The sequence below is a fragment of the Nocardioides marmorisolisilvae genome (assembly GCF_031656915.1).
Classification (GTDB): Bacteria; Actinomycetota; Actinomycetes; order Propionibacteriales; family Nocardioidaceae; genus Marmoricola; species Marmoricola terrisoli.
In genome coordinates, this window is record NZ_CP134227.1 from 3,941,042 (window position 1) to 3,963,918 (window position 22,877).

Consider the following 22,877-nt stretch of genomic DNA (forward strand, 5'->3'; position numbering starts at 1 on the left):
GGATTCCCACTCCACCGGTGACGCATCCCGCTGCCGACGGCCCCCGCGACTACGGTCGCGGGGGCCGTCGCAACTCCCGGGTCGTCGATGGGCCGGCGAGCATGCTCGGCACGGGCGTCGTGGTGCTGCTCCTGGTCCTCGGCCTGACGCTCGTGCTGGCGCGGTACTGCCCCTCCGATGGTCGGATCCCCACCGTCCTGACCTCGCTGGTGTCCTGGGCTGTCCCGTTGCTGCTGCTCGCCGGGATCGGTGGCGCGCTGTTGCTCAGGGTCGTGCGCAGGATCGCCCTCGTGATCCTGGTGGTCAGCGGGGTCGCGCTGGTGCAGCTGGGCTACTGGCTGGCTCCGGCGTACGTCGGCGGCCACGCGCACGGCCGGCCGGACCTGACCGTGATGGAGCTCAACGCGCACTTCGGCCTGGCCGACCCGCGGACGACGGTCGCCCTGGCCCGTCGTACCACCGCCGACGTGCTGGTGATGACCGAGATCACCCCCTACGAGCTGGTCCGGCTGCGGTCCGCGGGGCTCTCCCGGGTGCTGCCGTTCGAGAGCGGCCTGCCCGAGCCGAGCCGCTACGGGGTGATGGCGTTCAGCCGCTACCCCCTCTCCACCGGTGAGCCGCTCGCCGTGAGCCGCGGCGGGTGGATCACTCGGGTGGCCGCTCCGCGCCCGTTCACGATGATCATCGGCCACGCCGGCCAGCCGCTCGTCGATGCGCCCGGGTGGGCGCGGGACCTGGCCGTGCTCCGAGGCGCGGTGACGCGCACCGCAGGGCCGTGCCTGGTGGCCGGCGACCTCAACGCGACCGTGCAGAATCGACCGCTGCGCCAGCTGATGTCGGCCGGGCTGCGCGATGCGGCCGAGGAGGCGGACTCGGGGTGGCAGCCCACCTGGCCCGGTGACGCGGGCCCGCCGCTGCTCCGCCGGATCGGACTGGTCGCGATCGACCATGTGCTCCTCGACCGCTCCTTCGAGGCGATCCGCACCAGTACCGCGGCCGTGCCCGGCACCGACCACCGTGCCCTGGTGGTCCAGCTGGCCGACGAGTGACCCCATCGGGTCGTCCCTCGACCGTGCGCGCAGCACGTCGGGGCAGCCCCGTAGGCTTGGCGGTGATGACCGTCTATCTCGACCATGCGGCGACGACCCCGATCCAGCCCGAGGTTGCCGCAGCGATGACCCGGCAACTCGGCCTGACCGGCAACCCGTCGTCGCTGCACGCCAGCGGGCGGGCCGCGCGCCGCGCTGTCGAGGAGTCCCGCGAGACGGTGGCCGCCGCACTCGGCTGTCGTCCCGGTGAGGTGGTGTTCACCTCCGGTGGCACCGAGTCGGACAATCTCGCGCTCAAGGGCCTGTTCTGGGCGCGTCGCCGAGAGGACGGCCGGCGGACCCGGGTGATCTCGACGGCCGTCGAGCACCATGCCGTGCTCGATCCGCTGCACTGGCTCGAGGCCGAAGAGGGCGCGCTCGTGCACCTCGTCGGTGTCGATGAGCTGGGCCGGATCGACGTCGAGGAGCTGCGGCGCGTGGTCGAGCAGGATCCTGCGTCCGTTGCACTGGTCTCGGTGATGTGGGCGAACAACGAGGTCGGCACGGTGCAGCCGCTGAGCGAGGTCGTCGAGATCGCGGGCGCCCACGGGATCCCGGTGCACACCGACGCCGTCCAGGCCGTCGGCCAGCTTCCGGTGGACTTCGCCGCGTCCGGGGTCGATGCGATGGCCTTGACCGGCCACAAGGTCGGCGGGCCGTACGGCGTTGGCGCCCTGCTGATGCGGCGCGAGCTGGCCCCGATGCCGCTGCTGCACGGCGGCGGCCAGGAGCGCGACATCCGGTCGGGGACGCTGGATACCCCGGCGATCGTCGGGTTCGCCACCGCCTGCGAGCTGGCGGTGCGCAGCCAGCCCGCGCTGGCGACTCGGCTGGGCGCACTGCGGGACGACCTGGTGGCGGGCGTCCAGAGGCTGGTGCCGGACGCGACGTACAACGGCGACCCGGTGCACCGCCTCCCCGGCAATGCCCACCTGACCTTTCCGGGCTGCGAGGGCGACTCGCTGCTGATGCTCCTGGACGCGCGCGGCATCGAGTGCTCGACGGGGTCCGCGTGCAATGCCGGTGTCCCTCAGGCCTCGCACGTGCTGCTGGCGATGGGCGCGAGCGAGGAGGAGGCGCGCGCATCGCTGCGCTTCTCCTTGGGTCACACCTCGACCGGGGCCGACGTCGAGGCGCTCCTCGAGGCGATCGGTCCGGTCGTGGAGCGGGCCCGCGCGGCCGGACTGACCGCACAGGCGGGCAGGGCCAGCTGATGCGGGTCCTGGCAGCGATGTCGGGCGGCGTCGACTCGGCGGTGGCGGCCGCCCGCGCCGCAGAGGCCGGCCACGACGTCACCGGCATCCATCTCGCGCTGTCGCGCAACCCGCAGTCCTATCGGACCGGTGCCCGTGGCTGTTGCACGATCGAGGACGCCGGAGATGCGCGCCGGGCCGCGGACGTGATCGGGATCCCCTTCTACGTCTGGGATCTGAGCGATCGCTTCCACGAGGACGTGGTCGCCGACTTCACGGCCGAGTACGCCGCCGGCCGCACCCCCAACCCGTGCCTGCGGTGCAACGAGAAGATCAAGTTCGCCGCGGTCCTGGACCGGGCTCTGGCGCTGGGCTTCGACGCCGTCGCGACCGGCCACTACGCGCAGCTGCGCGACGGCGTCGACGGGCTGATCGAGATGCACCGCGCCGTGGACCACGGCAAGGACCAGTCCTACGTGCTCGGCGTGCTCACCCAGGACCAGCTGGCGCACGCGATGTTCCCACTCGGCGACTCGCCGAAGTCCGCCGTACGCGAGGAGGCCGCACGACGTGGGCTGCGGGTCGCGGCGAAGCCTGACAGCCACGACATCTGCTTCATCAGCGACGGCGACACCGGCGGGTGGCTGGCCGAGAAGCTGGGCGACGGGGTCAACCGGTCCGGTGAGATCGTCGACGCCGAGTCCGGTGAGGTGCTGGGCAGCCACGAAGGCTCGTGGCGCTTCACGATCGGTCAGCGCAAGGGCCTGCGGATCGGCCGGCCCGCGGCAGACGGACGTCCGCGCTACGTCCTCGACATCGAGCCGGTGTCGGGCACGGTGACGGTCGGGACCCGCGAGGCACTCACGGTCTCGGGCCTGTCCTGCATCCGTCCGCTCTGGTGCGGCGCCGCGCCGTCGGGCCCACTCGAGTGCACCGTGCAGCTGCGGGCTCATGGTGAGGAGCTGCAGGCGGTGGTGGTGCCGTCGTCCTCGGGCTTCTCCGTCTCGCTGCGCGATGGTGCGTCCGGGATCGCGCCGGGTCAGGCGTGCGTGGTGTACGACGGCACGAAGGTCGTCGGGTCGGGAACGATCGCAGCGACGGAGCGCTGAGCCTCACCGTTGCTCGCGTCTCAAGGTGCACCGACCAGCCTGGCAAAGACTCTCGCTGAGTTCCGCATTCCCATACCAGTAAGGGGAAACCGGGCCGTTCTTGTCGGTGGTCTCCTCTAGATTCAGAGCCATGAACCCAGCCAGCTCGACCGTTGATGCGTCAGCGGTGTTGGCTGCCGCGCGCCGGTTGCGGCGGGAGGCGAACGCAGCCGAGGCCGGCGTGCTGGTCCAGGCGGTCGAGTGGTGCCGGATCCATCGGGTCGAGGAGCCGGATCTGGCGGCGACGTGGCTGGACAGTCGTGGCTATGACACCGGGATCCCGATCGCCGGGCCCGGCGCACCGCTGGTCAGTGAGTTCGCGGTGGCGGAGTTCGCTGCGGCGCTTGGGATCAGTGCCGCATCGGGTCGCAACCTGGTCGGGCAGGCGCTGGAGCTGCGCCACCGGTTGCCGAAGACGTGGGCAAGGGTCCAGGACGGGTCGCTGGCGTCGTGGCGGGCGCGGCGGATAGCCGAGCAGACCATCACGATCAGCCTCGAAGCGGCAGCGTGGGTCGATGCCCAGGTGGCGCCGTTCGCGCACACGACCGGCCCGGCGCAAGTGCAGCGGACCGTGGAGTCCGCGATCGCCCGGTTCATGCCCGACCATGCGGCCGAGCAGCGCGACCGGGCCGCCGAGCAGCGCTACTTCACCATCGATGCCGACCAGGTCTCCTTCGCCGGCACCGCCCGGGTCCACGGCGAGCTCGACCTCGTCGACGCCCTCGACCTCGAAGACGCCGTCCGCGCCGGCGCCGCCCAGCTGGTGCAGCTGGGTTGTCCGGACCCACTGGATGTGCGGCGTGCCGCTGCGGTCGGGATGCTTGCCCGCGGCGAACAGGCATTGGCCTTTGAGGGGGACGAGACGCCGATGTCTCGCGTCAGGTCGCGGGAGATCGTGCTCTATGTCCACCTGTCCGAGGACACCCTCCGGTCAGGTGCGGCGGATGCGCCGGTCTGGCTGGAGGACGCCGGTGGTCGGCTGCTCACCGCCGGGCAGATCGCCGAGTGGTGCGGACGGCCCGACACCAACACGGTGACCGTGAAGCCGGTCATCGACCTGCACCAGACCCGGGCAGTCGACGGCTACCAGGTGCCCGAGCCGATCGCCGAACACGTCCGGCTGCGCGACCGCACCTGCATCTTCCCGTGGTGCAACCGCCCCGCCCGCTCCTGCGACCTGGACCACATCGACCCCTACGTGAACATGGCCGACGGTGGCGCACCCGGCCAGACCAGCACCGAGAACCTGGCGCCCCAGTGCCGGCTGCACCACCGGATGAAGACCCATGCCGCCTGGACCTACACGACGGTCGAGCCGGGCGTGTTCCTGTGGCACTCACCCCACGGCCACACCTGGCTCCGCGACGCCTCCGGCACCACCGACCTCACCCGCCTCCCGGTCGATCCACCCGGCGATCCACCCGAACGACGAACCAGCTGACTCACACCCCGCAGACCGAGGCCTGCGGGGTCACAGCCACGCGCGCACGCGGCGTTGGGTCCGACATCGAGCAGACTGACCGACGTGGAGACGATCGACAGTGCTCAGGTGCATGAGAACCCATGGTTCGCTGTGCGGCAGGACACCATCCGGCGCCGGGACGGATCGATCGGCCAGTACTGGCTCGTCGACAGTGCGGACATCGCGCTTGTCGTGCCCCTGGACGGGAAGCGACTTCATCTCGTGGAGCAGGACCGGCACCCGATTGGTCGTCGGTCCTGGGAGTTCCCGTCGGGGACGGTCGACCGTGCGGATCCGGACCCGGCGACGACAGCGACCCGCGAGCTGCGTGAGGAGACCGGACTTGTCACCGGCGGGCTCAGCCTCGTCGGCAGGTTCGACGTCACGCCGAGCACTCTGACCCAGAGCTGCAGTGTCTTCCTGGCGACTGAGCTGGCCGCTGGCGCGCCTCAGCGGGAGCTCGAGGAACAGGACATGCGGTCGGCGTGGTTCACCCGCGCTGAGGTCGAGCAGATGATCGTCGACGGATCGCTTGCGGATGCGAAGTCTCTGGCGGCCTATGCCCTGCTCCTCGCTGCAGGCGTGCTGCCGCCGCTGTGACTGCACTCAGCGCTTGGGCGGCAGTGGCACGAACATGGACGTGCGGGCGGCGTACTCGGGGTAGCCGGGGCGCTTCATCATCGTCTCCTCGAGCAGCTTCGCGCCGGTGACGAAGGCCAGGAACCAGGTCATCGCGAGCGGTGAGACCACGGTCAGGACGCCGGGCCAGGCCGAGGCGGCCACCAGCCAGATTCCCCACCAGACGCAGGCGTCGCCGAAGTAGTTCGGGTGCCGCGTGTAGCGCCAGAGGCCGCGGTCCATCACCGGGCCCCGGTCGGGGTCACGCTTGTACGCCGCGAGCTGCGCGTCCCCGATCGCCTCGAAGGCGACTCCCGCGAGCCAGACCGCGCACCCGACGCCGACCAGCGCCGGGGTGGCCGGTCCGCGGGCCGAGGTCACCGCCGCGACCTGCAACGGGAGGGAGACCAGCCAGATCGCCGCCCCCTGCGGGAGCCAGACCTTGCGCAGTGCGCCGCCTGGTCCGCGGGCGAGCAGGTCGGCGTACCGCGGGTCCTCCCCGGCGCCCCCGCTGCGGCTCCCGACATGCCAGGACAGCCGCAGGCCCCAGATCGCGGTGAGCACCACCAGCAGCACGCTGCGCCAGTGGTCGCCGTCCCCGACGAGCGCACCGAGCACGGCGGCGAGGACGGCGGTCACGGTCAGGGCGATGCCCCAGGTCGTGTCGACCACCGAGACCCGACCGGCGCGACGGGCAGCGACGGCGGTGAGCGCCATCGCGAGCACCGCAAGGGCGGCGGTGCTGCCGCTGACCAGCCAGAGTCCGGTCACCACGACCGGACCTGCGGCAGGTCGTGGTCGCCGGGCCGGATCGCGAGGATCTGGTCGACCCCCATCCGGCCGTCGCGGAAGGCCATCCGGCCACCGACGAGGTAGAGCCGCCAGACCCGGATCACCTCCTCGGGCACCAGCGCACGCAGGTCGTCCAGGTGCGCCTCGAACCGCCGCAGCCAGTGATCGACGGTGCGCACGTAGTGCTCGCGCAGCGCGTGCACGTCGCGCACCTCCAGCCCGCCGGCCTCGATCAACGCGACCGTCTCGCCGACCGGCCGCATGTGCATGTCCGGCGCGATGAAGGACTCGATGAACGGTCCGCCTCCGGGATGCCGTCCACGACGGGACATCTGCTGGATGAGGACCCGACCGCCGGGCCGAACGGCGTCGCGAAGCACTCCGACGTACGTCGGGTAGTTGTCGCGCCCGACGTGCTCACCCATCTCGATGGAGGCGACGGCATCGAAGCTGCCGGGGCCGGTGCGCGGATCGGTCAGCGCGTCGCGGTAGTCCTGCAGCCGGATCTCGACCCGTTCGTCCAGCCCACGCTCGGCGATCCGTGCGTCGATGAACGCCTTCTGCTCCGCCGAGATCGTCACGCCGGTCACTTGGGCGTCGAAGTGCTCGGCGGCGAACAGGGACAGCGAGCCCCAGCCGCAGCCGACGTCGAGCAGTCGGCTGCCGGGCACCAATCCGACCTTGCGACAGACCAGGGCCAGCTTGTCGGCCTGAGCCTCCTCGAGGGTCTGGTCGGCGTCCTCGCTGGTCCAGTACGCCGAGGAGTAGGCCATGCGCTCGTCGAGGATGGTGGCGTAGAACGCGTTGGACAAGTCGTAGTGGTGGCTGATCGCGGAGCGGTCCCGCTCGCGGGTGTGCAGGCGTCCTCGGACGTGGGACTGGGACGCCGGCGACGGCGGGCGGGGCCCCAGCGCGCCGAGGCGGGCGGCGGTGCGGAGGGCGGTCAGCAGGCCTCCGACCGGCGGCCGGGTGCCCGCGAGGCTCCGCTCGGCGACCACCGACCGGACATGGGTCAAGGTGGCGTCGAGGTCGCCCTCCACGATGATCTCGCCGCGCACGTAAGCCTGGGCCGCGCCCAGCTCGCCGGGGTGCCAGAGCACCCGTCGCAGCGCGGTCGGAGAGGTGATCGTGACCCGGGGAGCGCCCTGCGGACCTGCCTCGGAGCCGTCCCAGGCCCGCAGCCGCACCGGGAGCTCCCCACCGGTGACCGGCCGCAGCGCCCTGGCGAGCTCGGCGGCCACGCCCCCGTGTCGGTCGGTGCGCGTGTCGAGGAGGGCGCTCATCTGCCCTCCCGGCTCAAGGTGAGCTGTTGCACGTCGAGGTAGCCCGAGGCGAAGCCGGCCCGGGAGTAGCACAGGTAGAAGTGCCACATCCGGCGGAAGACGTCGTCGAAGCCCAGGTCGGCGACCCGCTCCTCGGCGGCCAGGAACGCCTCGTCCCACCGCCGCAGCGTCTCGGCGTAGTGCCCGCCGAAGGACAACCGGTCGGTGACCTGCAGTGTGGTGTGCGTGCGCGTGACCTCCTCGATGGCCTGCACCGAGGGCAGGAAGCCACCGGGGAAGATGTACTTGTTGATCCAGGTCCAGGTGTTGCGAGTGGCCAGCATCCGCTGGTGCGGCATCGTGATCGCCTGGATCGCCACCGAGCCGCCAGGGGCGAGGAGGTCGTCGATCTTCTTGAAGTACGTCGCCCAGAACTCGTGTCCGACCGCCTCGATCATCTCGACCGAGACGATGGCGTCATAGCTGCCGGTGACGGTGCGGTAGTCGGCGAGGTCGACGTCGACCACGTCGGCGTACCCGGCTGCCAGGACGCGACGCCGGGCCGTGTTCTGCTGGGAGCTGGACAACGTCACGGTGCGGACTCGGGCCCCGCGGGCCGCCGCACGGACGGCGAGCTCGCCCCACCCGGTGCCGATCTCCAGGACCCGGGAGCCCGGACCCACCCGGGCCTGGTCCAGGATCCGCTCGATCTTGCGGGCCTGGGCGTCCTCGAACGGCTCGTCGGTGTTCGGCGCGCCGGCCAGGAGATGGTCGCCCCGATCGTGCACGGCGGCGTCGAAGAGGGCCGCTGAGTAGCTCATCGTCGAGTCGAGGAAGGTCCGGAACAGCGCGTTCGAGAGGTCGTAGTGACGGGCGATGTTGTCGCGGGCGTGGTTGATGCTGTTGTGCTCCGTGCGAGGCGGCCGTGCGACGTACGCCGCTCGCATCCGCTGCATCCAGGCAGGCACCAGTGAGTCGATGCTGGAGCACAGCGTGGTCAGCGTGCCGGTCAGGTCGGCGGCGTCCCAGGCACCGGTGAGGTAGCCCTCGCCGAAGCCGATCAGCCCATCGGTGCCCAGGCGTGCGTAGAACTCGTCGGGCCGGTGCAGCACGAGGTCGGCCGCTGGCTCGGGCCCGACGGTGACGCCCAGTCGACGGGCTGTCCGCTCGACGAGGAGCCGGGCCACGGGGCCCGCGAGCCGGGCGCGGGCGCCGGATGGCACGTCGCCGAGCCCGGCCCAGGCCTGGCGGCTCACCGGGTGTCTAGTGGTCACCTCGAGGGTGGAGCTGCTCACTGCACGTTCTCCTGTCGCTGATGGGGCGGTCGTGGCCGGACCGGCAGCCGCCGCAGCCACAGCGCGATGCCGTGCCGCCGGATGCGCGCCGCGTTCACGGCGGCTGCGGGCGCGGCGCGCAGAGCATCGCCGGGACGGCCCTCGCCGTGACGTCGGCCGCGCAGGCTGGCGTCGAAGCGCACACCGTCGTCGGTGATGAGTCGGACCGCGACCTCGAGACGGTCCGCCGGCTCGGGGACGACCAGGTCGTAGTGACCGTCGGTGTCGTGGAACGGCGAGACGTACATCTGCTTGTCGACGCGTGCACGTCCCTCGGCGTCCGGATGGATCAGGTAGGCGTGCCGGTCGCCGTAGGTGTTGTGCACCTCGACCACGGTGGCGACCGGCACGCCGGCTCGGTCACGGCACCAGAACACCGTGATGGGGTTGAAGCAGTAGCCGAAGGCGCGTGGCTGCGCCGCCATCAGGATCCTGCCGCCGGACACGTCGATGCCATGCCCGGCCAGGAACGTCTCGACGTTGGCGCGGATGCTCCGGTCGGGATCGCCGAGGTGGTCGCGGCCCTCGAAGCTGCCGAGGAAGAAGCGCCGCACGAGGCCCGGAGCGGAGCGCAGCCGCGGACCCGCGGGACCGCCGCGGCGGGGCAGGTCGTCGAGATCCACCAGCCAGGTCCACGACCGATCGGTGAACCGCCGCGTCCACGGCGTACGACGGGTGTGCGTGATGGTGGTGCGGTAGAGGCCGGGTGCTGCGGCGTCCGCGGGGACGTCGCCGCCGAGGCCGAGGCGAGCGACTGCCTCGACCCCGGAGCGAGCGCCGTCCTCGTGGAACCCCCAGCCCAGCCAGGCCCCGGCGAAGGCGACCTGCTCGGTGGCCAGCTCGGATGCTCGGCCCTGGGCGGCCACGGACGCCGGTGTGTAGATCGGGTGCTCGTAGTCCATCGTCGCGATCACCGTGGCCTGGTCGACGAGGTCCGTAGCGCCCAGCGTGACCAGGTAGCGGGTCGACGTAGGCAGCCGCATCAGCCGGGTCAGGTCGTAGGTCACGGTGACCCCGTCGTACCCGGGCCGCTCGAGATGGTTCCACGACGCACGGGCGCGCGGCGAGCGGGGGAGCAGCGCGGTGTCGGTGTGCAGTTGGGCGAGGTTCCTCGAGTACGGCATCGCGGCCAGAACCTCGCTCTGCGCGGGCGTGGGCTCGGCCAGCATCGCCAGGGCCTGGCCGGGGTGGGTCGCGACCACCACCTGGTCGAAGACCCGCACCACACCGTTGCCGTCGGTGATCTCGACGCCGTCCTCGGTCTCGAGCACCGAGGTGACCTTGGTGTCCACCAGGATCTCGCCGCCGCGGTCCCGGACAGCGTCGGCCACCCGGGCGACGTACTCCCGCGAGCCCCCCGTGACGGTGCGCCACTGCGGTGAGCCGGAGACCGACAGCATGCCGTGGTTGTGCAAGAAGGCGAAGAGGTAGCCGGCCGGGTAGTCCAGGGCCAGCGCGGGGTCGCACGACCAGACCGCCGCGACGAGCGGTGCGGCGAAGTGCCGACGGAAGTAGGTCGAGAAGCGGCCGCGGTCCAGGAACTCCCCGAGCGTCTCGGCGGCAGTGTCGTGGGCCGCCCGGGTGCCGTCGAGCGCGCGGCGGGCCATCCGGTGGAAGCGCGGGACCTCGGTGAGCATCCGCAGGTACGCCGGTCGGAGCAGGTTCCGCGGCTGGGCGAACAGGCCGGCCGGTCCGCGGGCACCGGCGTACTCCAGACCGGCGCCGCCGTGCGCGGTGTCGGAGCGGACCGACAGCGACATGTCGGCCTCCTGGGTGTGGACACCGAGCTCGCGGAACATCCTCGTCAGGGTGGGATAGGTGCGCTCGTTGTGCACGATGAAGCCGGTGTCGACCGCCAGCTCACGGCCTTGGTCGTCGACGACATGCGTGTCCGCGTGGCCGCCGAGACGATCGTCGGCCTCGAACAGGGTGACCGGGTGCCGGACCGAGGCGGCGTAGGCCGCACTCAGCCCGGCAACCCCGCTGCCGATGACCGCCACCCGTGCCCCGACGCGGGGGACGACGGTCACGACGCCGTCCCCAGGTCGAACAGCGCGATGGGCTGGGTCGTCGGCTGTGCGGATCCCCCGGCCGGTTCGATGGTGATTCCCGCCGCCTTGGCCACGGCGGCATCGCCGTGCAGCAGGACGGCCCGGTCGCCACCGGAGGACATCAGCCCAGCCGGCTCCATCCTCCCGTCGGGCGACTGCAGCCAGAGCTCGTAGACGTGGCCACCCGGAGCGGGCCGGAGATCGTGGGTGAGCAGCACCGCTCTGCGCTGGGAGACCGAGCGGACCAGGGTGGCCCGGCCGCCGTCGGGCAGCGTGCTGGCGACCCGCTGGGCGTCGGTGGCGCGAAGAACCTGGTCGACCGCGGAGATGCGGCCCTGGTTGGTGTCGTGCTGCCACGGCTGGACGACCGAGCCGAAGCCGACGATGGCAAGCACCATCGCGGCCGCGGCCAGCAGTGGCCAGTGCAGGGCCCGACGGGCTCGGGGGTGCCGGCGGAGCCCGGTGCTCCCGGCATCGCTGCTGGTGCTCGGGTGGGCCTCGAGGGGCGGCAGCGGGCGCACCCGGGCGACATCGGCGAGCACCCGGTCGCGCAGACCGGCTGGCGGCGGGACGGGGGCGAGCTCGGCGAGCCCGGCGGCGGCCTCGCGCAGACTGTCCACCTCGGCGCGGCAGTCCGCGCACTCGGCGAGGTGCACCTCGAACCGGGCCCTCTCGAGATCGTCGAGCGCGTCCACCGCGTAGGCGCCGGACAGAGCGTGGATCGAGCCTGGCTGGTCGGCGTTCACTGGGCCACCCCCATCGCGTCGCGCATCCGGATCAGGCCGTCTCGGATGCGGGTCTTGGCCGTGCCGACGGGAAGGTCGAGCATGCGGGCCACTTCTGTATGCGTGTAGCCGCCGAAGTAGGCGAGCTCCACGGCTTCTCGTTGCACGTCGGTGAGCGACTGCAGCACGCTGCGCACCCGACGGGCCTCCATCGAGGCCTCCGCCCTCTCGGCGGTCTCGTCGTGCTCGATGACGCCGCTCTGGCGGTGGTAGGTCGTGTCGTTCCGGCTCGCGGCCTCCGCGGATCGCACCCGGTCCACCGCGCGTCGGTGCGCGATGGTGAGTAGCCATGAGAGGGCACTGCCCCGGCTGGGGTCGAACCGGGACGCCGTACGCCAGATCTCGAGGTACACCTCCTGGGTGACCTCCTCGGCCTGGGCCGGGTCGCGCACGACCCGGAGCACGAGGCCGTGGGCGCGCGCTGCGGTCGCGTCGTACAGCGTCGCGAACGCGGACTCGTCGCCTCGGGCGGACCGGACGAGCAGGTCAGCGAGTGGTGTGGGCGTCGCCTTTCCCTCCGGCGACGGGTCGCCGGAGGGAACGGGGCGGAGTGGAGGCATCGGTCTGATCCTTGCGTGTCCTGATCGTGGATCAGGGCATCAACACCGAGTCGATGACGTAGACCGTGGCGTTCGCGGTCGGGATGTTCCCACACAGCACCTTGGCGCCGTCGACGGTGAAGTTGCTGCCTGAGCCCTTCACGGTGACGGTGTCGCCCGCGAGGGTCTTGTGGGTGCCCGCGAGCTGGCTCGGGGAGAGCTTTCCGGCGATCACGTGGTGGGTCAGGATCTTGGTCAGCGTCGCCTTGTCGGCGAGTACGCCGGCGAGTGCCTTCTTGGGGATCTTGTTGAAGGCGTCGTCGGTCGGCGCGAAGACGGTGAGCGACTTGGCCGAGTTGAGGGTGTCGGCCAGGCCGGCCTTGCCGACTGCGGCGACCAGGGTCGTCAGCAGCGGGTTGGCGCTCGCGGCGGTGGCGACCGGTGCGGTGGCCATGCCGTTGAAGGATCCGGCGCCGTTCTTGGGGATCAGCTTGCAGCCCGGACCGAAGGTCTGGGTGCCGGCGTTCTCGGCCATCGTGCTGCTCGAGCCCGACTTGGCCGAAGCGTTGGCCGGCGAGTTGTCGGAGCTGCTGCTGCCGCAGGCGCTGACGCCGAGGGACAGCGCGGCGGCGAGGGCCAGGGCCCCGGTACGTCGGAGGGTGGTGGTCTTCATGATGATGGCCTTTCGGCTTGGTCGGGTGACTGTCATGGGTTGTTCGGCACCGGTCCGGGACCGGATTGGTCGATTGCCGACGTTTCTGGTCATGCGGCCGTCACCACGATCTTCTGGATCCCGCTCGAGCCGGCAGGGAAGGGCGTGGCGCGCACGGGCGTCTGGACCACGCCGTCCGCGCTGGTCGCCCGTACGGCCAGCTCGTGCTGGCCAGGGGCGGCGTGCCAGGGCAGGTACCACTGGCGCCAGTAGTCGATGCCGACGTCGGGGCCGAGCCGGGCGGTGCGCCAGGCGCCGCCGTCGATGCTGACCTCGACCCGTGCGATCCCGTGCTCCTGCGCCCAGGCGACCCCGCCGATCACGTGGTCGCCCGGCTTGATTCGCGAGAGGGGGCTCGGGGTGTCGATCCTGCTGGAGATCTTGATGGGTGCCTGGGTGGCCCACCCGCGGCGGGTCCAGTAGGCGCGGTGCTCGCCGTACGAGGTGAGCGTGAGCCGGGTCAGCCACTTGGTGGCGCCGACGAACCCGTAGACGCCCGGGGTGACGAGCCGCGCCGGAAAGCCGTGCTCGCGAGGGAGCGCGGCGCCGTTCATACCGACCGCGATCATCGTGTCGCGGCCGTCGAGTGCCACGTCGAGCGGTGTGCTGATCGTGAAGCCGTCCACCGCCGTGGACAGCAGTTGGCCACGGCTCGGAAGGTTCCCGGTGTCGACCCCAGCCCGGTCCATCAGGGCGGCCAGCGGGACGCCGAGCCAGCGGGCCGCCCCGACGTACTGCCCGCCGACCTCGTTGGAGACGCAGGTGAGAGTGATGCCGTGCTCGACGAGGGGCATGCCGAGGAGGTCGTCGTAGCTGAGCTCGATGCGGCGGGCCACGTCGCCGTCCACCACCAGGGACCAGCCGCCCTGGTCCACGACGGGGACGGTCAGGTTGGTGTCCACACGGTAGAACTCGCGGTTGGGCGTGGCCAGCGCGGAGATCCCGGGATACTGGCGCTCCAGGCCGGCCGGCAGCGGCGGCAATGGCTTGGCGGCCCTGGGCAGCACGATGTCGGAGAGCCGGCTGCGGGCAACGCTGATTGCCCGGCCGGCGCCGGCCAGTCCGGCCGCGAGCACGACAGTGACCCCGGCACCGACCAGGAAGACGCGACGGTTCGGGGCCGGTGCTGACTGCGCGGGCTCGGTGGCGTCGGTGCCGGTCGGTCGTCCGGCGCGGTCGGCCGCACGACGGAGCAGCCAGAGGGCGACCACGCCCACGATGGCCGTCACCACGGCGGGCACCAGGTCCGCCGCCGATCCGGTGGGTCGCCGTACGGCGGCGGCGCCGGCCATCGCGACCAGCAGCACCAGCAGCGCGGCTCCGCGGACGAACCTGCGTCGGGCGATCAGTCCGGCGATGGCGGCCAGCACCAGGGTGCCGACCAGCACGCTGCCGACCAGGATCGTCTTGTCGTGGGTGCCGAAGTGGCTGACCGCCCACTCCTTGACCGGGGTGGGCGTCAGGTCGATCACGGTCGATCCGACGGCGAGCACCGGGGCCGAGGCCGGGTCGGTCACTGCGGCGACGAGTTGGCCGGCTGCGCTTCCGACGAGCGCGGCGAGGACGCCACCGAGGGCGGCGAGGGTCGCGGGGGACCGCCCGCTGAGGTCAGGTCGGGCGGGCGGTCGATGCATGGGAGTGGTTCGGAGCCGACACCGCACCGGATGGGTGGCGAGGCGGTGGTTATCGTCAGCGCCATGAGCAGCGAACCCCGACCGGAGACAGGCGCACCGCCAGGGGACGAGCCCACGCAGGCCCGCGGGGCGGCGGCCACGGGGATCGGTTCGATGCCCGGCGAGGACTTCGCCGAGGCGGTCCGCACGGTGTTCGGCGAGCTGCCCGACCTTCCCCACCTGCCCGAGCTCCCGGCTCGGGGGGTCACCGCAGCGATGCCCGGTCGGACCCTGGCCGTGGTGTCGGAGCTCGGCTTCGACCTGCAGCCTGCCGGGTGGCGGCTCACCGACGCGTCCGGTGTGGACCACCGGCGTGCTCGCTCGCTGCTCGCGCAGGACCTTGACACGCTGGAGGACCTCACCGAGGGGTACGTGGGGCCGTTGAAGCTCCAGCTGGCCGGCCCGTGGACCCTCGCCGCGACGGTGGAGCGACCTCGGGGTGACCGGGTGCTGGGCGATGTCGGTGCGCGCCGCGAGCTGGCCCAGGCACTCGCGCTGGGGATCGGCGAGCACGTCGCCGACGTACGCCGGCGGGTGCCGGGCGCTTCGGTGCTGGTGCAGCTCGACGAGCCCGCGCTGCCCGGGGTGCTGGCCGGGCAGGTGCCGACCTCCTCGGGCTTCCACCGGCACCGCGCGGTGGACACCCCGCGAGCCTCGGAGGCGCTGGAGTGGGCGTTCGCCGCTGTCGCCGAAGCCGGAGCCGAGTCGGTGGCGCACTGCTGTGCGGCCGACGTGCCGGTCGGTCTGCTGCGCGGGGCCGGCGCCGGCGCCGTCTCGGTGGACCTCGCCGTGCTCGCCGCCTCGGCCTACGACGACCTCGGCACCACGCTGGATGCGGGACAGCGGGTGCTGTTGGGGGTGCTGCCGGCGGTCGACCCGTCGGGCTCAACGGGTCGCTCGAGCGGTGCGGCCGCCGCGAGCGCAGCCGCCCGCGCGGTCGCCGACCGGGTGCTCCGGCTGCTGGACATGCTCGGCTTCGACCCGGACGCGGTCGCCGGGCGGCTGGTCCTCACTCCGGCCTGCGGACTGGCCGGCGCCTCCCCGTCGTACGCCCGCGACGCCCTGCGGTTGCTGCGGGAGGCGGCGCGACTCTTCCCAGGTTAAGAACCCGAAGTCCCTCTTCACACACCAGAGTCGGTGTGTGAAGAGGGACCTTCCTGGGTGAAGTCGGCCGGACCGGAGCCCGACTCAGACCAAGGCCGGCTCGGCCACCGTGCCGGAGTCTTCCCCGGAGTCCGCTGGCCCCGCGACGTCGCCCACCACGATCGTGTCGATGTCCTCGGTGGCCAACTCCTCGTGCCGGGCGTTGAGGAAGATCCAGACGATCGCGCTGGCCGCCCAGATCATGAACGCCCCGGTCAGGAAGGCGTGGCCGGCTCCTTCCGTGAAGGTCGCGACCTGGCTGACCAGGTGCAGCGAACGGTCGTCGGTATGTGGCCCGACCGGGATCAGCGCCCGCAGCTTCGGGAAGAGCTGGTCCGCGGCGGACTGGTTGAAGTGCACCGCGACCGTGGACAGCGTCGCCAGTCCGAGCGCGCCACCGACCTGCTGCATCGTGTTGAGGACGCCGGAGCCGATGCCCGAGTCCCTGGCACCGACGCCGTGGACCGCCGACAGCGTCATCGGCACGAAGGTGGCGCCCATGCCGACTGCCATCAAGATGATGAACGGGAACACCTGGGTCCAGTAGTTCACCGAGTCGCCGAGGTGGCCGCCCGAGGCGATCACCCGCGCCACGTGCCCGGCCGACTGGTCGACCGACAGCCGGGAGAAGGCGAACAGAGCGGTGCCGGCGAGGATCGTGCCGACGCCGGCGATGAAGCGGGGGTCGATCCGGTTGATCAGCTTGGAGGCCACGGTCGCGGAGAACACCATCCCGAAGCTGAACGGCACGAACGCGAGGCCGGTGCGCATCGGGGAGTAGCCCATCACGTTCTGGACGAACAGCGAGAGGAAGAAGAACATCGCGAACATGGCCGCGGGGACCATCATCATCGCGATGAAGGCGGTCGCCCGGGTGCGGCTCTGGAAGATCCGGAACGGGACCAGCGGGTGCTCGACGCGGCTCTCGACGAAGATGAACAGCGCCAGCAGGAGTACGCCGGCGGCCAGCGCGACCAGCGTCCAGTCGTTGCTCCATCCGTAGCGGTGGTCACCGGCCCGGGTGATCCCGTAGACCAGTGCCATCAGGCCCGCCGTACCGGTGACGGCGCCGGGCAGGTCGAGCTCACCGGGGTGCGGCTCGCTCTCGGCGAGGACCCTCTTGGCGAAGAACGCGGCGACCAGTCCGAGCGGGACGTTGATGAAGAACGTCAGCCGCCAGCCCTCGACGGCCCAGCTGCCCAGGTGCGGGTTGCTGCCGGTGAGCCAGCCGCCGAGCAGCAGGCCGACGGCGGCACCGACGCCGGACATGGCGGCGTACACCGAGAACGCGCGGTTGCGGGGTGGCCCGGCCGGGAAGGTGGTGGTGATCAGCGCGAGCGCGGCGGGGGAGGCGAGCGCGGCGCCCAGGCCCTGCAGGCCACGGGAGCCGATCAGCATGATCTCGTCCTGGGCGAAGCCGCCGGCGAAGGACGCGACCACGAAGATGACGAGGCCGATCGTGAAGATCCGACGTCGGCCGAACAGGTCGCCGAGTCGGCCACCGAGCAGCAGCAGTCCGCCGAAGGCCAGCGCGTACCCGGTGACGATCCACTGCAGGTTCGCCTCGGTGATGTGCAGATCGCGGCCGATGTTCGGCAGCGCGATGTTGGCGATCGTGCTGTCGAGCACGACCATCAGCTGTGCCATCGTGATGAGCACGAGCGCCCATCCCAGGTGGGTGTGGCCGTGCCCGGGCCGGGACGACGTCGCCGTCGTGGAGGTGTCTGTCATGAGCTGGTCCTTGCTTTCCGTGCCTTCGGGGCTTCTGGGTCTTTGGAGGTTGCGGTCTTCTCAGCGGTGGCGGTGCCGTAGTGGACGGCAGGCAGGATGAGGTGGTCGACGACGCGTTCGACGACGGCGTCGTCCGGGGGCGAGCCGAGGACATACATCCGGTGCAGTACGACGCCCGCGAGCGCGGGTCCGATGATGTCGATGTCGAGATCACCGGAGATCTCGCCGCGCTCGACCGCGCGACCGAAGATCTCCTGGGAGATCGCGATCTTGGGCGCGATGAAGGTCGCGCGGAACAGCTCGGCGAACTCGGGATCGGTGCTGACTGCCGTGATCAGCGCGCCCATCACGGCGCTGGCCCGGGACCCCACGAGACCGCCGTGGCCGCAGAAGGTCGACATCAGATCGCCGCGCAGGCTGCCGGTGTCGTGCAGCTGTGGGTCGGGCATCCCCTTGGCGCGCATCAGCGCATCGATCACCAGCGCGGGCTTGGACTCCCAGCGGCGGTACAGGGTGGCCTTGGAGGCGTGCGCCGTCCGTGCGACGGCGTCCATGGTCAGCCGGTCGTAGCCGACCTCGAGCAGCAGCTCGACGGCGGCTTCGAGGATCTCGTCCTCGCGGTCACCCTCGATGCGAGGCCGCGCGGTCGGGCTCATCGGTTGCTCCTCTGCGGTTCGGGGACAGGCGATGGATAGAACGAAACCGTTTCGTTTCATCGTCAGCATAGGACGCAACCGGCGGCGAGGGAAATCCATTCCCCCGCCGCGAGGATCAGTGGCCCGGGGTGCCGCCGCGCTGCGCGGCGAACTGCGCCACCGACCTGGCGAGGTCGTGCGCCGTGTCCCGCGCCACGTCCGTGCCGAGGCTGCTCAACCGGTCGAGCGCCGCGTGCACCGGATGGGCGAGATCCAGCGCTGCGGGCGGGTGCCCGTGGAAGACATGCTGGACGCCGGTGAGCCCGACGACCGCCACCGCGAGGGCCACCAGCGCGACGGCTGCGGTCCGGGGCCAGCGTCGCAGCGAGTGGTGGGATGTGGCGCTCACCACGGTGGCGATCACGCTCGCGAGGCCGGCTCCGATCGCGGTGCCGGTCAGGCCGAAGGAAGCGGCGATGGCGGTCGCGACAACGGCAGCCGTCGCTCCTGCGACGACCTGGGCCGGGCTGATGCCGAGCCGCGGGGCCCGGCGGGCGCGGGCGGGACTGGTGCCTTCGGAGTCGGTGACGTGGGAGTCGGTGACGTCGGGACGGTCGATCTGGCTGGTGTCGGGCATGACGGCTTCCGGGTCGAGGACCTTTCGCACTGACTGACGTTCGCGCGGGCGCCGGGGTTCCTCTTCGGCGACGTGAGCCCCGCCACTGCGGGGTCTCTGGCCGGCCGTGACCGAGTCGCTCAGGCCCGGGCCTTGGCCAGCAGGGCAAGGGACTGCTGTGCGGCCACATCGTTCCAGGCGCGCATCCGCGCGAGCATGTAGTGACCCACCGCACCCATGTCGATGAACCGGGACGAGGCGGCGACCGTCTCTGCCCGTCCGACCACCGCTCGCGTGGCGCGGGCGCTGGTGATCCGGTCCAGATGGCCGTGTGCAGCCACGAGATGCCGTCCGGTCAGCGGGGCGAGGTCTTCGTCGACGGGGAACCACGGGGCCAGGCCGACGACCCCGACCACACCGGGGTCGTCCGCCGCATGGAGGGCGGTGCGGGCGCCCATCGAGTGCCCCACGAGTACGACGGGCACCTCGCCGTACCGTCCACGCAGCTCCTCCAGGGCCCAGCGGGCGTCGGCGACCGGGGACGCCTCGGCGCCGTTCCACCCCCGGACGGAGAAGCGGAGCACCACCAGCGCATGTCCGGCCGTGGTGACCTGATCCTCGATCTGACGGGCCATCAGCCGGGTCCGCCACAGCGCGCGCGAGCGCGAGTCGACCTCGCCCCGACCGTGCTCAGCGCCCCCGTGCAGCATCAGCACGACCCCGTCGGCCGCGGTGCCGGTCCGGTCGGGTCGCATGGTGAACAGCGTGCGCATGACTGGATCCTCCCGTGTCCTGCAGGTTCGGAGCCGACCGGCCCGGTGGATTGCGTGACCGTGGCCGGCTCGCTGGTTGAGCCACGGGGGGTGGGAGCGGGCAGGATGGAGCCGTGGCAGAAGCGATCGATGACGCGCAGGATGCGCACCTCCAAGAGCACCGCGAGCTCGCCGAGAAGGTCGAGGATGCGCGCTGGCGCTACTACGTGCTGGACGACCCGACGATGTCGGACGCGGAGTTCGACCGGGCGATGCGACGTCTCGAGGAGCTCGAGGAGTCCTTCCCCGAGCTGCGCACCCCGGACTCGCCGACCCAGAAGGTCGGCGGCGCGGTCTCCACGCTGTTCACCGCTGTCGACCACCTGGAGCGGATGGAGAGCCTCGACAACGCGTTCACCTTCGAAGAGGTCGAGTCCTGGGTGGCGCGGCTGGCGCGCGACGGGGTCACCGACCCGTCGTACCTCTGCGAGCTCAAGGTCGACGGCCTGGCCATCAACATCCTCTACGAGGACGGCCGCCTGGTGCGTGCCCTCACTCGCGGCGACGGGCGCACCGGTGAGGATGTCACCCCCAACGTGCGGACGATCGACTCGATCCCGCACCGCCTGACCGGCACCGACGAGTTCCCTGTTCCCGAGCGGATCGAGGTCCGCGGCGAGGTGTTCTTGCCGGTGCTGGCCTTCGAGCGTCTCAACGAGTCGATGGCCGACGCCGGCAAGCCGGTCTTCGCCAATCCGCGCAACGCCGCGGCCGGATCGCTGCGGCAGAAGGACCCGCGGGTCACCGCGACCCGGGCGCTGGACATGGTGTGCCACGGCATCGGGGCCCGGGTGGGCTTCGAGCCCACCGCCCAGTCGCATGCGTACGACGCCCTGCGCGCCTGGGGCCTGCCCACCTCCGACAGGGTCCGGGTGGTGCCGGACCTGGCCGGGGTGAGGGACTACATCGCGCACTACGGCGAGCACCGCCACGACGTCGAGCATGAGATCGACGGCGTCGTGGTGAAGGTGGACGACGTCGCGCTGCAGCGGCGCCTCGGCTCCACCTCGCGGGCGCCGCGCTGGGCGATCGCGTACAAGTACCCGCCCGAGGAGGTCAACGCCCGGCTACTGGCGATCGAGGTCAACACCGGTCGGACCGGCCGCGTCACCCCATTCGGCCGGATGGAGCCGACGAAGGTCGCCGGCTCCACGGTCGAGATGGCCACCCTGCACAACGCTCACGAGGTCCGCCGCAAGGACGTCCGGCCGGGGGACACGGTGATCCTCCGCAAGGCGGGTGACGTGATCCCCGAGATCGTCGGGCCGGTGCTCGGGCTGCGTCCCGAGGGTCTGCCGGAGTGGGAGATGCCGACGGTGTGCCCGGCCTGCGGCACCACGCTGGTCCAGGAGCGCGAGGGCGACAAGGACCTGCGCTGCCCCGATCACGAGCACTGCCCCGCGCAGGTCCGCGAGCGGGTCTTCCACGTGGCCTCCCGCGGGGCCTTCGACATCGAAGGGCTCGGCTACGAGGCCGCGGTCGCGCTGCTGGAGTCGGGCGTGATCACCAACGAGGGCGACGTCTTCGACCTCGATGCCGACAAGCTGCTCCGCACGCCGCTGTTCACCCGTGCCGCGAAGAAGGGCGAGGACGGGGTCCCCCTCAGTGCGGACGGTACGAGAGCGTTGACCGCCAACGGCCACAAGCTCCTGGACAACCTCCACACCGCCTGCGACCAGCCCCTGTGGCGGGTGCTGGTGGCGCTGTCGATCCGACACGTAGGCCCGACCGCGGCGCGAGCGCTGGCCGCCGAGTTCGGCTCGATGAACGCGATCCGGTCCGCGAGCCGCGAGCAGCTCGCCGCTGCGGAGGGGGTGGGCCCGACGATCGCCGAGGCGGTCATCGAGTGGTTCACCGTCGACTGGCACCGGGCGATCGTCGACCGGTGGGCCGCCGCCGGCGTACGCATGGCGGACGAGCGGCCCGAGTCCTTGCCGCGCACCCTGGAGGGACTCACCCTGGTGGTGACCGGCTCGCTGCAGCGGTTCACCCGCGACTCGGTCAAGGAGGCGATCATCGCGCGGGGCGGGAAGGCCTCCGGCTCGGTGTCGAAGAAGACCGACTACGTCGTCGTCGGGGAGAGCCCGGGCTCCAAGGCGGAGAAGGCCGATCAGCTCGGAGTGCCGATCCTCGACGAGGCGGCCTTCGAGGACCTGCTCGAGCATGGCCCGAGCGGCGAGTGAGCAACTCGGGCAACGACGCGCACCGTCGGTCTTGGGCGGGCTGCGGGGGGCGGGTGGTCGTTAGGAGACGGCCCGCTCGACCAGCCGTGCCACGGCCCGCTGCTCCACACCGAACGGGTGATAGGCCGCAGCGCGGTCGGGCTGGGTCACCGAGCCGTTGATCCATGGATGCGGTGAGCAGATGTCGTGGCCCCGGCTCGCGGACCAGATGTCGACCCAAGTGCTGCCGGTTGCGGTCGCCGCTGCCCGGACGGCAGCGTCCAGCGCACGGTTGACCCCATAGGCGTAGCTGAAGTCCCCACGGGCGAGCGGCAGCTGCGGACAGGCGCCCGCAGGGGGCGCCGAGCGAGGCACGATCTGCGGGTAGCCGACCACGACGACCTTCGCCTGCGGTGCGCGTCGACGGATCTCGGCGAGCGCGGAGGTGACGGCGGCGGTGATCCGGGGCATCACGGCGAGGAGCCGGTCGCTTCCCGACGCCCGCATCTGCGCGCGGCACGGGGCCCCGGCCGGATCCGCGGCGCGGTCCCGGGTGCAGCCGTCGACGATCGTGCCGAAGACGTGGAAGTCGTTGCCGCCGATGCCCACGGTCACCAGGTCGGTACGCCGGTTCAGGGCGTCGAGCTGGGGCGGCACTCCTGCGCGCTGTGCGGAGGTGAGGTCGGTGGTGCTGGCGCCGCTGCAGCTGCGGTCGGCGAAGTCGGCGACGTCCAGGTCCCGGGCCACGAGGGAGGGGTAGTTGTGCGTGGACCGCAGGCAGCCGTTGTCCAGGTTGGTTCGCGGCACCAGCGGCGCGGCCGTATAGGAGTCCCCGAGGGCGACATAGGACGCAAGCCGCGGGGCGTCGTGCCGGCTGGCAGGAGGGCTGCTCCCACAACCGGCCAGCAGCATCATCGCGGCGAGCAGCAGCGCGCTCGGACGGCGTGCCCGGATGTGTGCGCCCACCCTGTCCTCTCGGTCGACGGCGATCGAGGTCGACACTAGGACACGTGCGCGCACCGCCCGGGTGATGACCGGGTGGTGGCCGGCCGGGTTGGCGTCGTCGGGATGCTCGCGATCCCGGGCGGCGCCTATCATCATCGGGTCGTTCACCCGCAGGT

Annotated in this window: 20 protein-coding genes; 7 read left to right on the forward strand and 13 right to left on the reverse strand. The window is 71.7% G+C overall.

Features of this window, described 5'->3' with window-relative positions; genetic code table 11:
- The first annotated feature begins 17 nt into the window (after positions 1-17).
- The 5 genes from Q9R13_RS18880 (at position 18) to Q9R13_RS18900 (ending at position 5,491) form a co-directional block, all read left to right on the forward strand.
- A complete protein-coding gene (locus tag Q9R13_RS18880; RefSeq protein WP_310962717.1) occupies positions 18-1,049 on the forward strand; it encodes an endonuclease/exonuclease/phosphatase family protein in 1,032 nt (343 codons plus the stop codon).
- Positions 1,050-1,114: 65 nt separating this feature from the next.
- Positions 1,115-2,302: a cysteine desulfurase family protein gene (locus Q9R13_RS18885; protein ID WP_310962718.1), complete on the forward strand. Its 1,188-nt coding sequence runs from the start codon at positions 1,115-1,117 to the stop codon at positions 2,300-2,302.
- On the forward strand, positions 2,302-3,390 hold the full coding sequence (mnmA, locus tag Q9R13_RS18890) for a tRNA 2-thiouridine(34) synthase MnmA (RefSeq protein WP_310962719.1): 1,089 nt from the start codon (positions 2,302-2,304) through the stop codon (positions 3,388-3,390). The genes Q9R13_RS18885 and mnmA overlap by 1 nt, the downstream gene beginning before the upstream one ends.
- A gap of 130 nt (positions 3,391-3,520) precedes the next feature.
- On the forward strand, positions 3,521-4,870 hold the full coding sequence (locus Q9R13_RS18895) for an HNH endonuclease signature motif containing protein (RefSeq protein ID WP_310962720.1): 1,350 nt from the start codon (positions 3,521-3,523) through the stop codon (positions 4,868-4,870).
- Positions 4,871-4,954: 84 nt separating this feature from the next.
- On the forward strand, positions 4,955-5,491 hold the full coding sequence (locus tag Q9R13_RS18900) for an NUDIX hydrolase (protein WP_310962721.1): 537 nt from the start codon (positions 4,955-4,957) through the stop codon (positions 5,489-5,491).
- A gap of 6 nt (positions 5,492-5,497) precedes the next feature.
- Here Q9R13_RS18900 and Q9R13_RS18905 read toward each other — a convergent pair whose 3' ends face one another.
- The 8 genes from Q9R13_RS18905 to Q9R13_RS18940 form a co-directional block, all read right to left on the reverse strand.
- Positions 5,498-6,280, reverse strand: a complete 783-nt coding sequence (locus tag Q9R13_RS18905) for a DUF1295 domain-containing protein (RefSeq protein ID WP_310962722.1) — start codon at positions 6,278-6,280, stop codon at positions 5,498-5,500.
- Entirely contained in the window at positions 6,277-7,584 is a 1,308-nt protein-coding gene (locus Q9R13_RS18910; protein WP_310962723.1) for a cyclopropane-fatty-acyl-phospholipid synthase family protein, read from the reverse strand. The genes Q9R13_RS18905 and Q9R13_RS18910 overlap by 4 nt, the downstream gene beginning before the upstream one ends.
- Positions 7,581-8,858, reverse strand: a complete 1,278-nt coding sequence (locus Q9R13_RS18915) for a cyclopropane-fatty-acyl-phospholipid synthase family protein (RefSeq protein ID WP_310962725.1) — start codon at positions 8,856-8,858, stop codon at positions 7,581-7,583. The genes Q9R13_RS18910 and Q9R13_RS18915 overlap by 4 nt, the downstream gene beginning before the upstream one ends.
- Positions 8,855-10,927 carry an FAD-dependent oxidoreductase gene (locus Q9R13_RS18920; RefSeq protein WP_310962726.1) on the reverse strand — a complete coding sequence of 691 codons (2,073 nt, stop codon included), beginning with the start codon at positions 10,925-10,927 and terminating at the stop codon, positions 8,855-8,857. Before Q9R13_RS18920 ends, Q9R13_RS18915 begins: the two co-directional genes overlap by 4 nt.
- Positions 10,924-11,694, reverse strand: coding sequence for an anti-sigma factor (locus Q9R13_RS18925; RefSeq protein WP_310962727.1), 771 nt, complete (start codon positions 11,692-11,694; stop codon positions 10,924-10,926). Before Q9R13_RS18925 ends, Q9R13_RS18920 begins: the two co-directional genes overlap by 4 nt.
- A complete protein-coding gene (gene sigK, locus Q9R13_RS18930) occupies positions 11,691-12,293 on the reverse strand; it encodes an ECF RNA polymerase sigma factor SigK (protein WP_310962728.1) in 603 nt (200 codons plus the stop codon). Before sigK ends, Q9R13_RS18925 begins: the two co-directional genes overlap by 4 nt.
- Before the next feature lie 31 nt (positions 12,294-12,324).
- Positions 12,325-12,945 carry a fasciclin domain-containing protein gene (locus Q9R13_RS18935; protein WP_310962729.1) on the reverse strand — a complete coding sequence of 207 codons (621 nt, stop codon included), beginning with the start codon at positions 12,943-12,945 and terminating at the stop codon, positions 12,325-12,327.
- Between the two features lie 89 nt (positions 12,946-13,034).
- A complete protein-coding gene (locus tag Q9R13_RS18940; RefSeq protein ID WP_310962731.1) occupies positions 13,035-14,618 on the reverse strand; it encodes a molybdopterin-dependent oxidoreductase in 1,584 nt (527 codons plus the stop codon).
- 63 nt (positions 14,619-14,681) lie between these two features.
- Here Q9R13_RS18940 and Q9R13_RS18945 point away from each other — a divergent pair, with 63 nt between their 5' ends.
- Positions 14,682-15,761 (forward strand): uroporphyrinogen decarboxylase/cobalamine-independent methonine synthase family protein, encoded by a 1,080-nt coding sequence (locus Q9R13_RS18945; protein WP_310962732.1) that lies wholly within the window; start codon positions 14,682-14,684, stop codon positions 15,759-15,761.
- 84 nt (positions 15,762-15,845) lie between these two features.
- On the opposite strand, the gene Q9R13_RS18950 is transcribed toward Q9R13_RS18945, so the two are convergent.
- From Q9R13_RS18950 to Q9R13_RS18965, 4 genes are all read right to left on the reverse strand, one after another.
- Complete coding sequence (locus Q9R13_RS18950) at positions 15,846-17,531, reverse strand: MFS transporter (protein ID WP_310962733.1); 1,686 nt, start codon at positions 17,529-17,531, stop codon at positions 15,846-15,848.
- Positions 17,528-18,187: a TetR/AcrR family transcriptional regulator gene (locus Q9R13_RS18955; RefSeq protein WP_310962734.1), complete on the reverse strand. Its 660-nt coding sequence runs from the start codon at positions 18,185-18,187 to the stop codon at positions 17,528-17,530. The genes Q9R13_RS18950 and Q9R13_RS18955 overlap by 4 nt, the downstream gene beginning before the upstream one ends.
- Before the next feature lie 115 nt (positions 18,188-18,302).
- A complete protein-coding gene (locus Q9R13_RS18960; protein ID WP_310962735.1) occupies positions 18,303-18,803 on the reverse strand; it encodes a hypothetical protein in 501 nt (166 codons plus the stop codon).
- Between the two features lie 119 nt (positions 18,804-18,922).
- The gene (locus tag Q9R13_RS18965) at positions 18,923-19,555 is read right to left on the reverse strand and encodes an alpha/beta hydrolase (RefSeq protein ID WP_310962736.1); all 633 of its coding nucleotides are present in this window, start codon (positions 19,553-19,555) and stop codon (positions 18,923-18,925) included.
- Between the two features lie 113 nt (positions 19,556-19,668).
- Between Q9R13_RS18965 and ligA the strand changes: the two genes are divergently transcribed.
- The gene (gene ligA, locus Q9R13_RS18970; protein WP_310962737.1) at positions 19,669-21,777 is read left to right on the forward strand and encodes an NAD-dependent DNA ligase LigA; all 2,109 of its coding nucleotides are present in this window, start codon (positions 19,669-19,671) and stop codon (positions 21,775-21,777) included.
- 60 nt (positions 21,778-21,837) lie between these two features.
- Here ligA and Q9R13_RS18975 read toward each other — a convergent pair whose 3' ends face one another.
- Positions 21,838-22,857: an SGNH/GDSL hydrolase family protein gene (locus Q9R13_RS18975; RefSeq protein WP_310962738.1), complete on the reverse strand. Its 1,020-nt coding sequence runs from the start codon at positions 22,855-22,857 to the stop codon at positions 21,838-21,840.
- Between the last annotated feature and the right edge of the window lie 20 nt (positions 22,858-22,877).

Bases quoted from the DNA above. Each gene is read 5' to 3' on its own strand.
- Q9R13_RS18885 (WP_310962718.1), top strand. From the start codon at position 1,115: ATGACCGTCTATCTCGACCATGCGGCGACGACCCCGATCCAGCCCGAG.
- Q9R13_RS18935 (WP_310962729.1), bottom strand. From the start codon at position 12,945: ATGAAGACCACCACCCTCCGACGTACCGGGGCCCTGGCCCTCGCCGCC.
- Q9R13_RS18955 (WP_310962734.1), bottom strand. From the start codon at position 18,187: ATGAGCCCGACCGCGCGGCCTCGCATCGAGGGTGACCGCGAGGACGAG.
- mnmA (WP_310962719.1), top strand. From the start codon at position 2,302: ATGCGGGTCCTGGCAGCGATGTCGGGCGGCGTCGACTCGGCGGTGGCG.
- Q9R13_RS18950 (WP_310962733.1), bottom strand. From the start codon at position 17,531: ATGACAGACACCTCCACGACGGCGACGTCGTCCCGGCCCGGGCACGGC.
- sigK (WP_310962728.1), bottom strand. From the start codon at position 12,293: ATGCCTCCACTCCGCCCCGTTCCCTCCGGCGACCCGTCGCCGGAGGGA.
- Q9R13_RS18975 (WP_310962738.1), bottom strand. From the start codon at position 22,857: ATGATGATAGGCGCCGCCCGGGATCGCGAGCATCCCGACGACGCCAAC.
- Q9R13_RS18945 (WP_310962732.1), top strand. From the start codon at position 14,682: ATGAGCAGCGAACCCCGACCGGAGACAGGCGCACCGCCAGGGGACGAG.
- Q9R13_RS18940 (WP_310962731.1), bottom strand. From the start codon at position 14,618: ATGCATCGACCGCCCGCCCGACCTGACCTCAGCGGGCGGTCCCCCGCG.
- Q9R13_RS18960 (WP_310962735.1), bottom strand. From the start codon at position 18,803: ATGCCCGACACCAGCCAGATCGACCGTCCCGACGTCACCGACTCCCAC.
- Q9R13_RS18965 (WP_310962736.1), bottom strand. From the start codon at position 19,555: ATGCGCACGCTGTTCACCATGCGACCCGACCGGACCGGCACCGCGGCC.
- Q9R13_RS18910 (WP_310962723.1), bottom strand. From the start codon at position 7,584: ATGAGCGCCCTCCTCGACACGCGCACCGACCGACACGGGGGCGTGGCC.
- Q9R13_RS18895 (WP_310962720.1), top strand. From the start codon at position 3,521: ATGAACCCAGCCAGCTCGACCGTTGATGCGTCAGCGGTGTTGGCTGCC.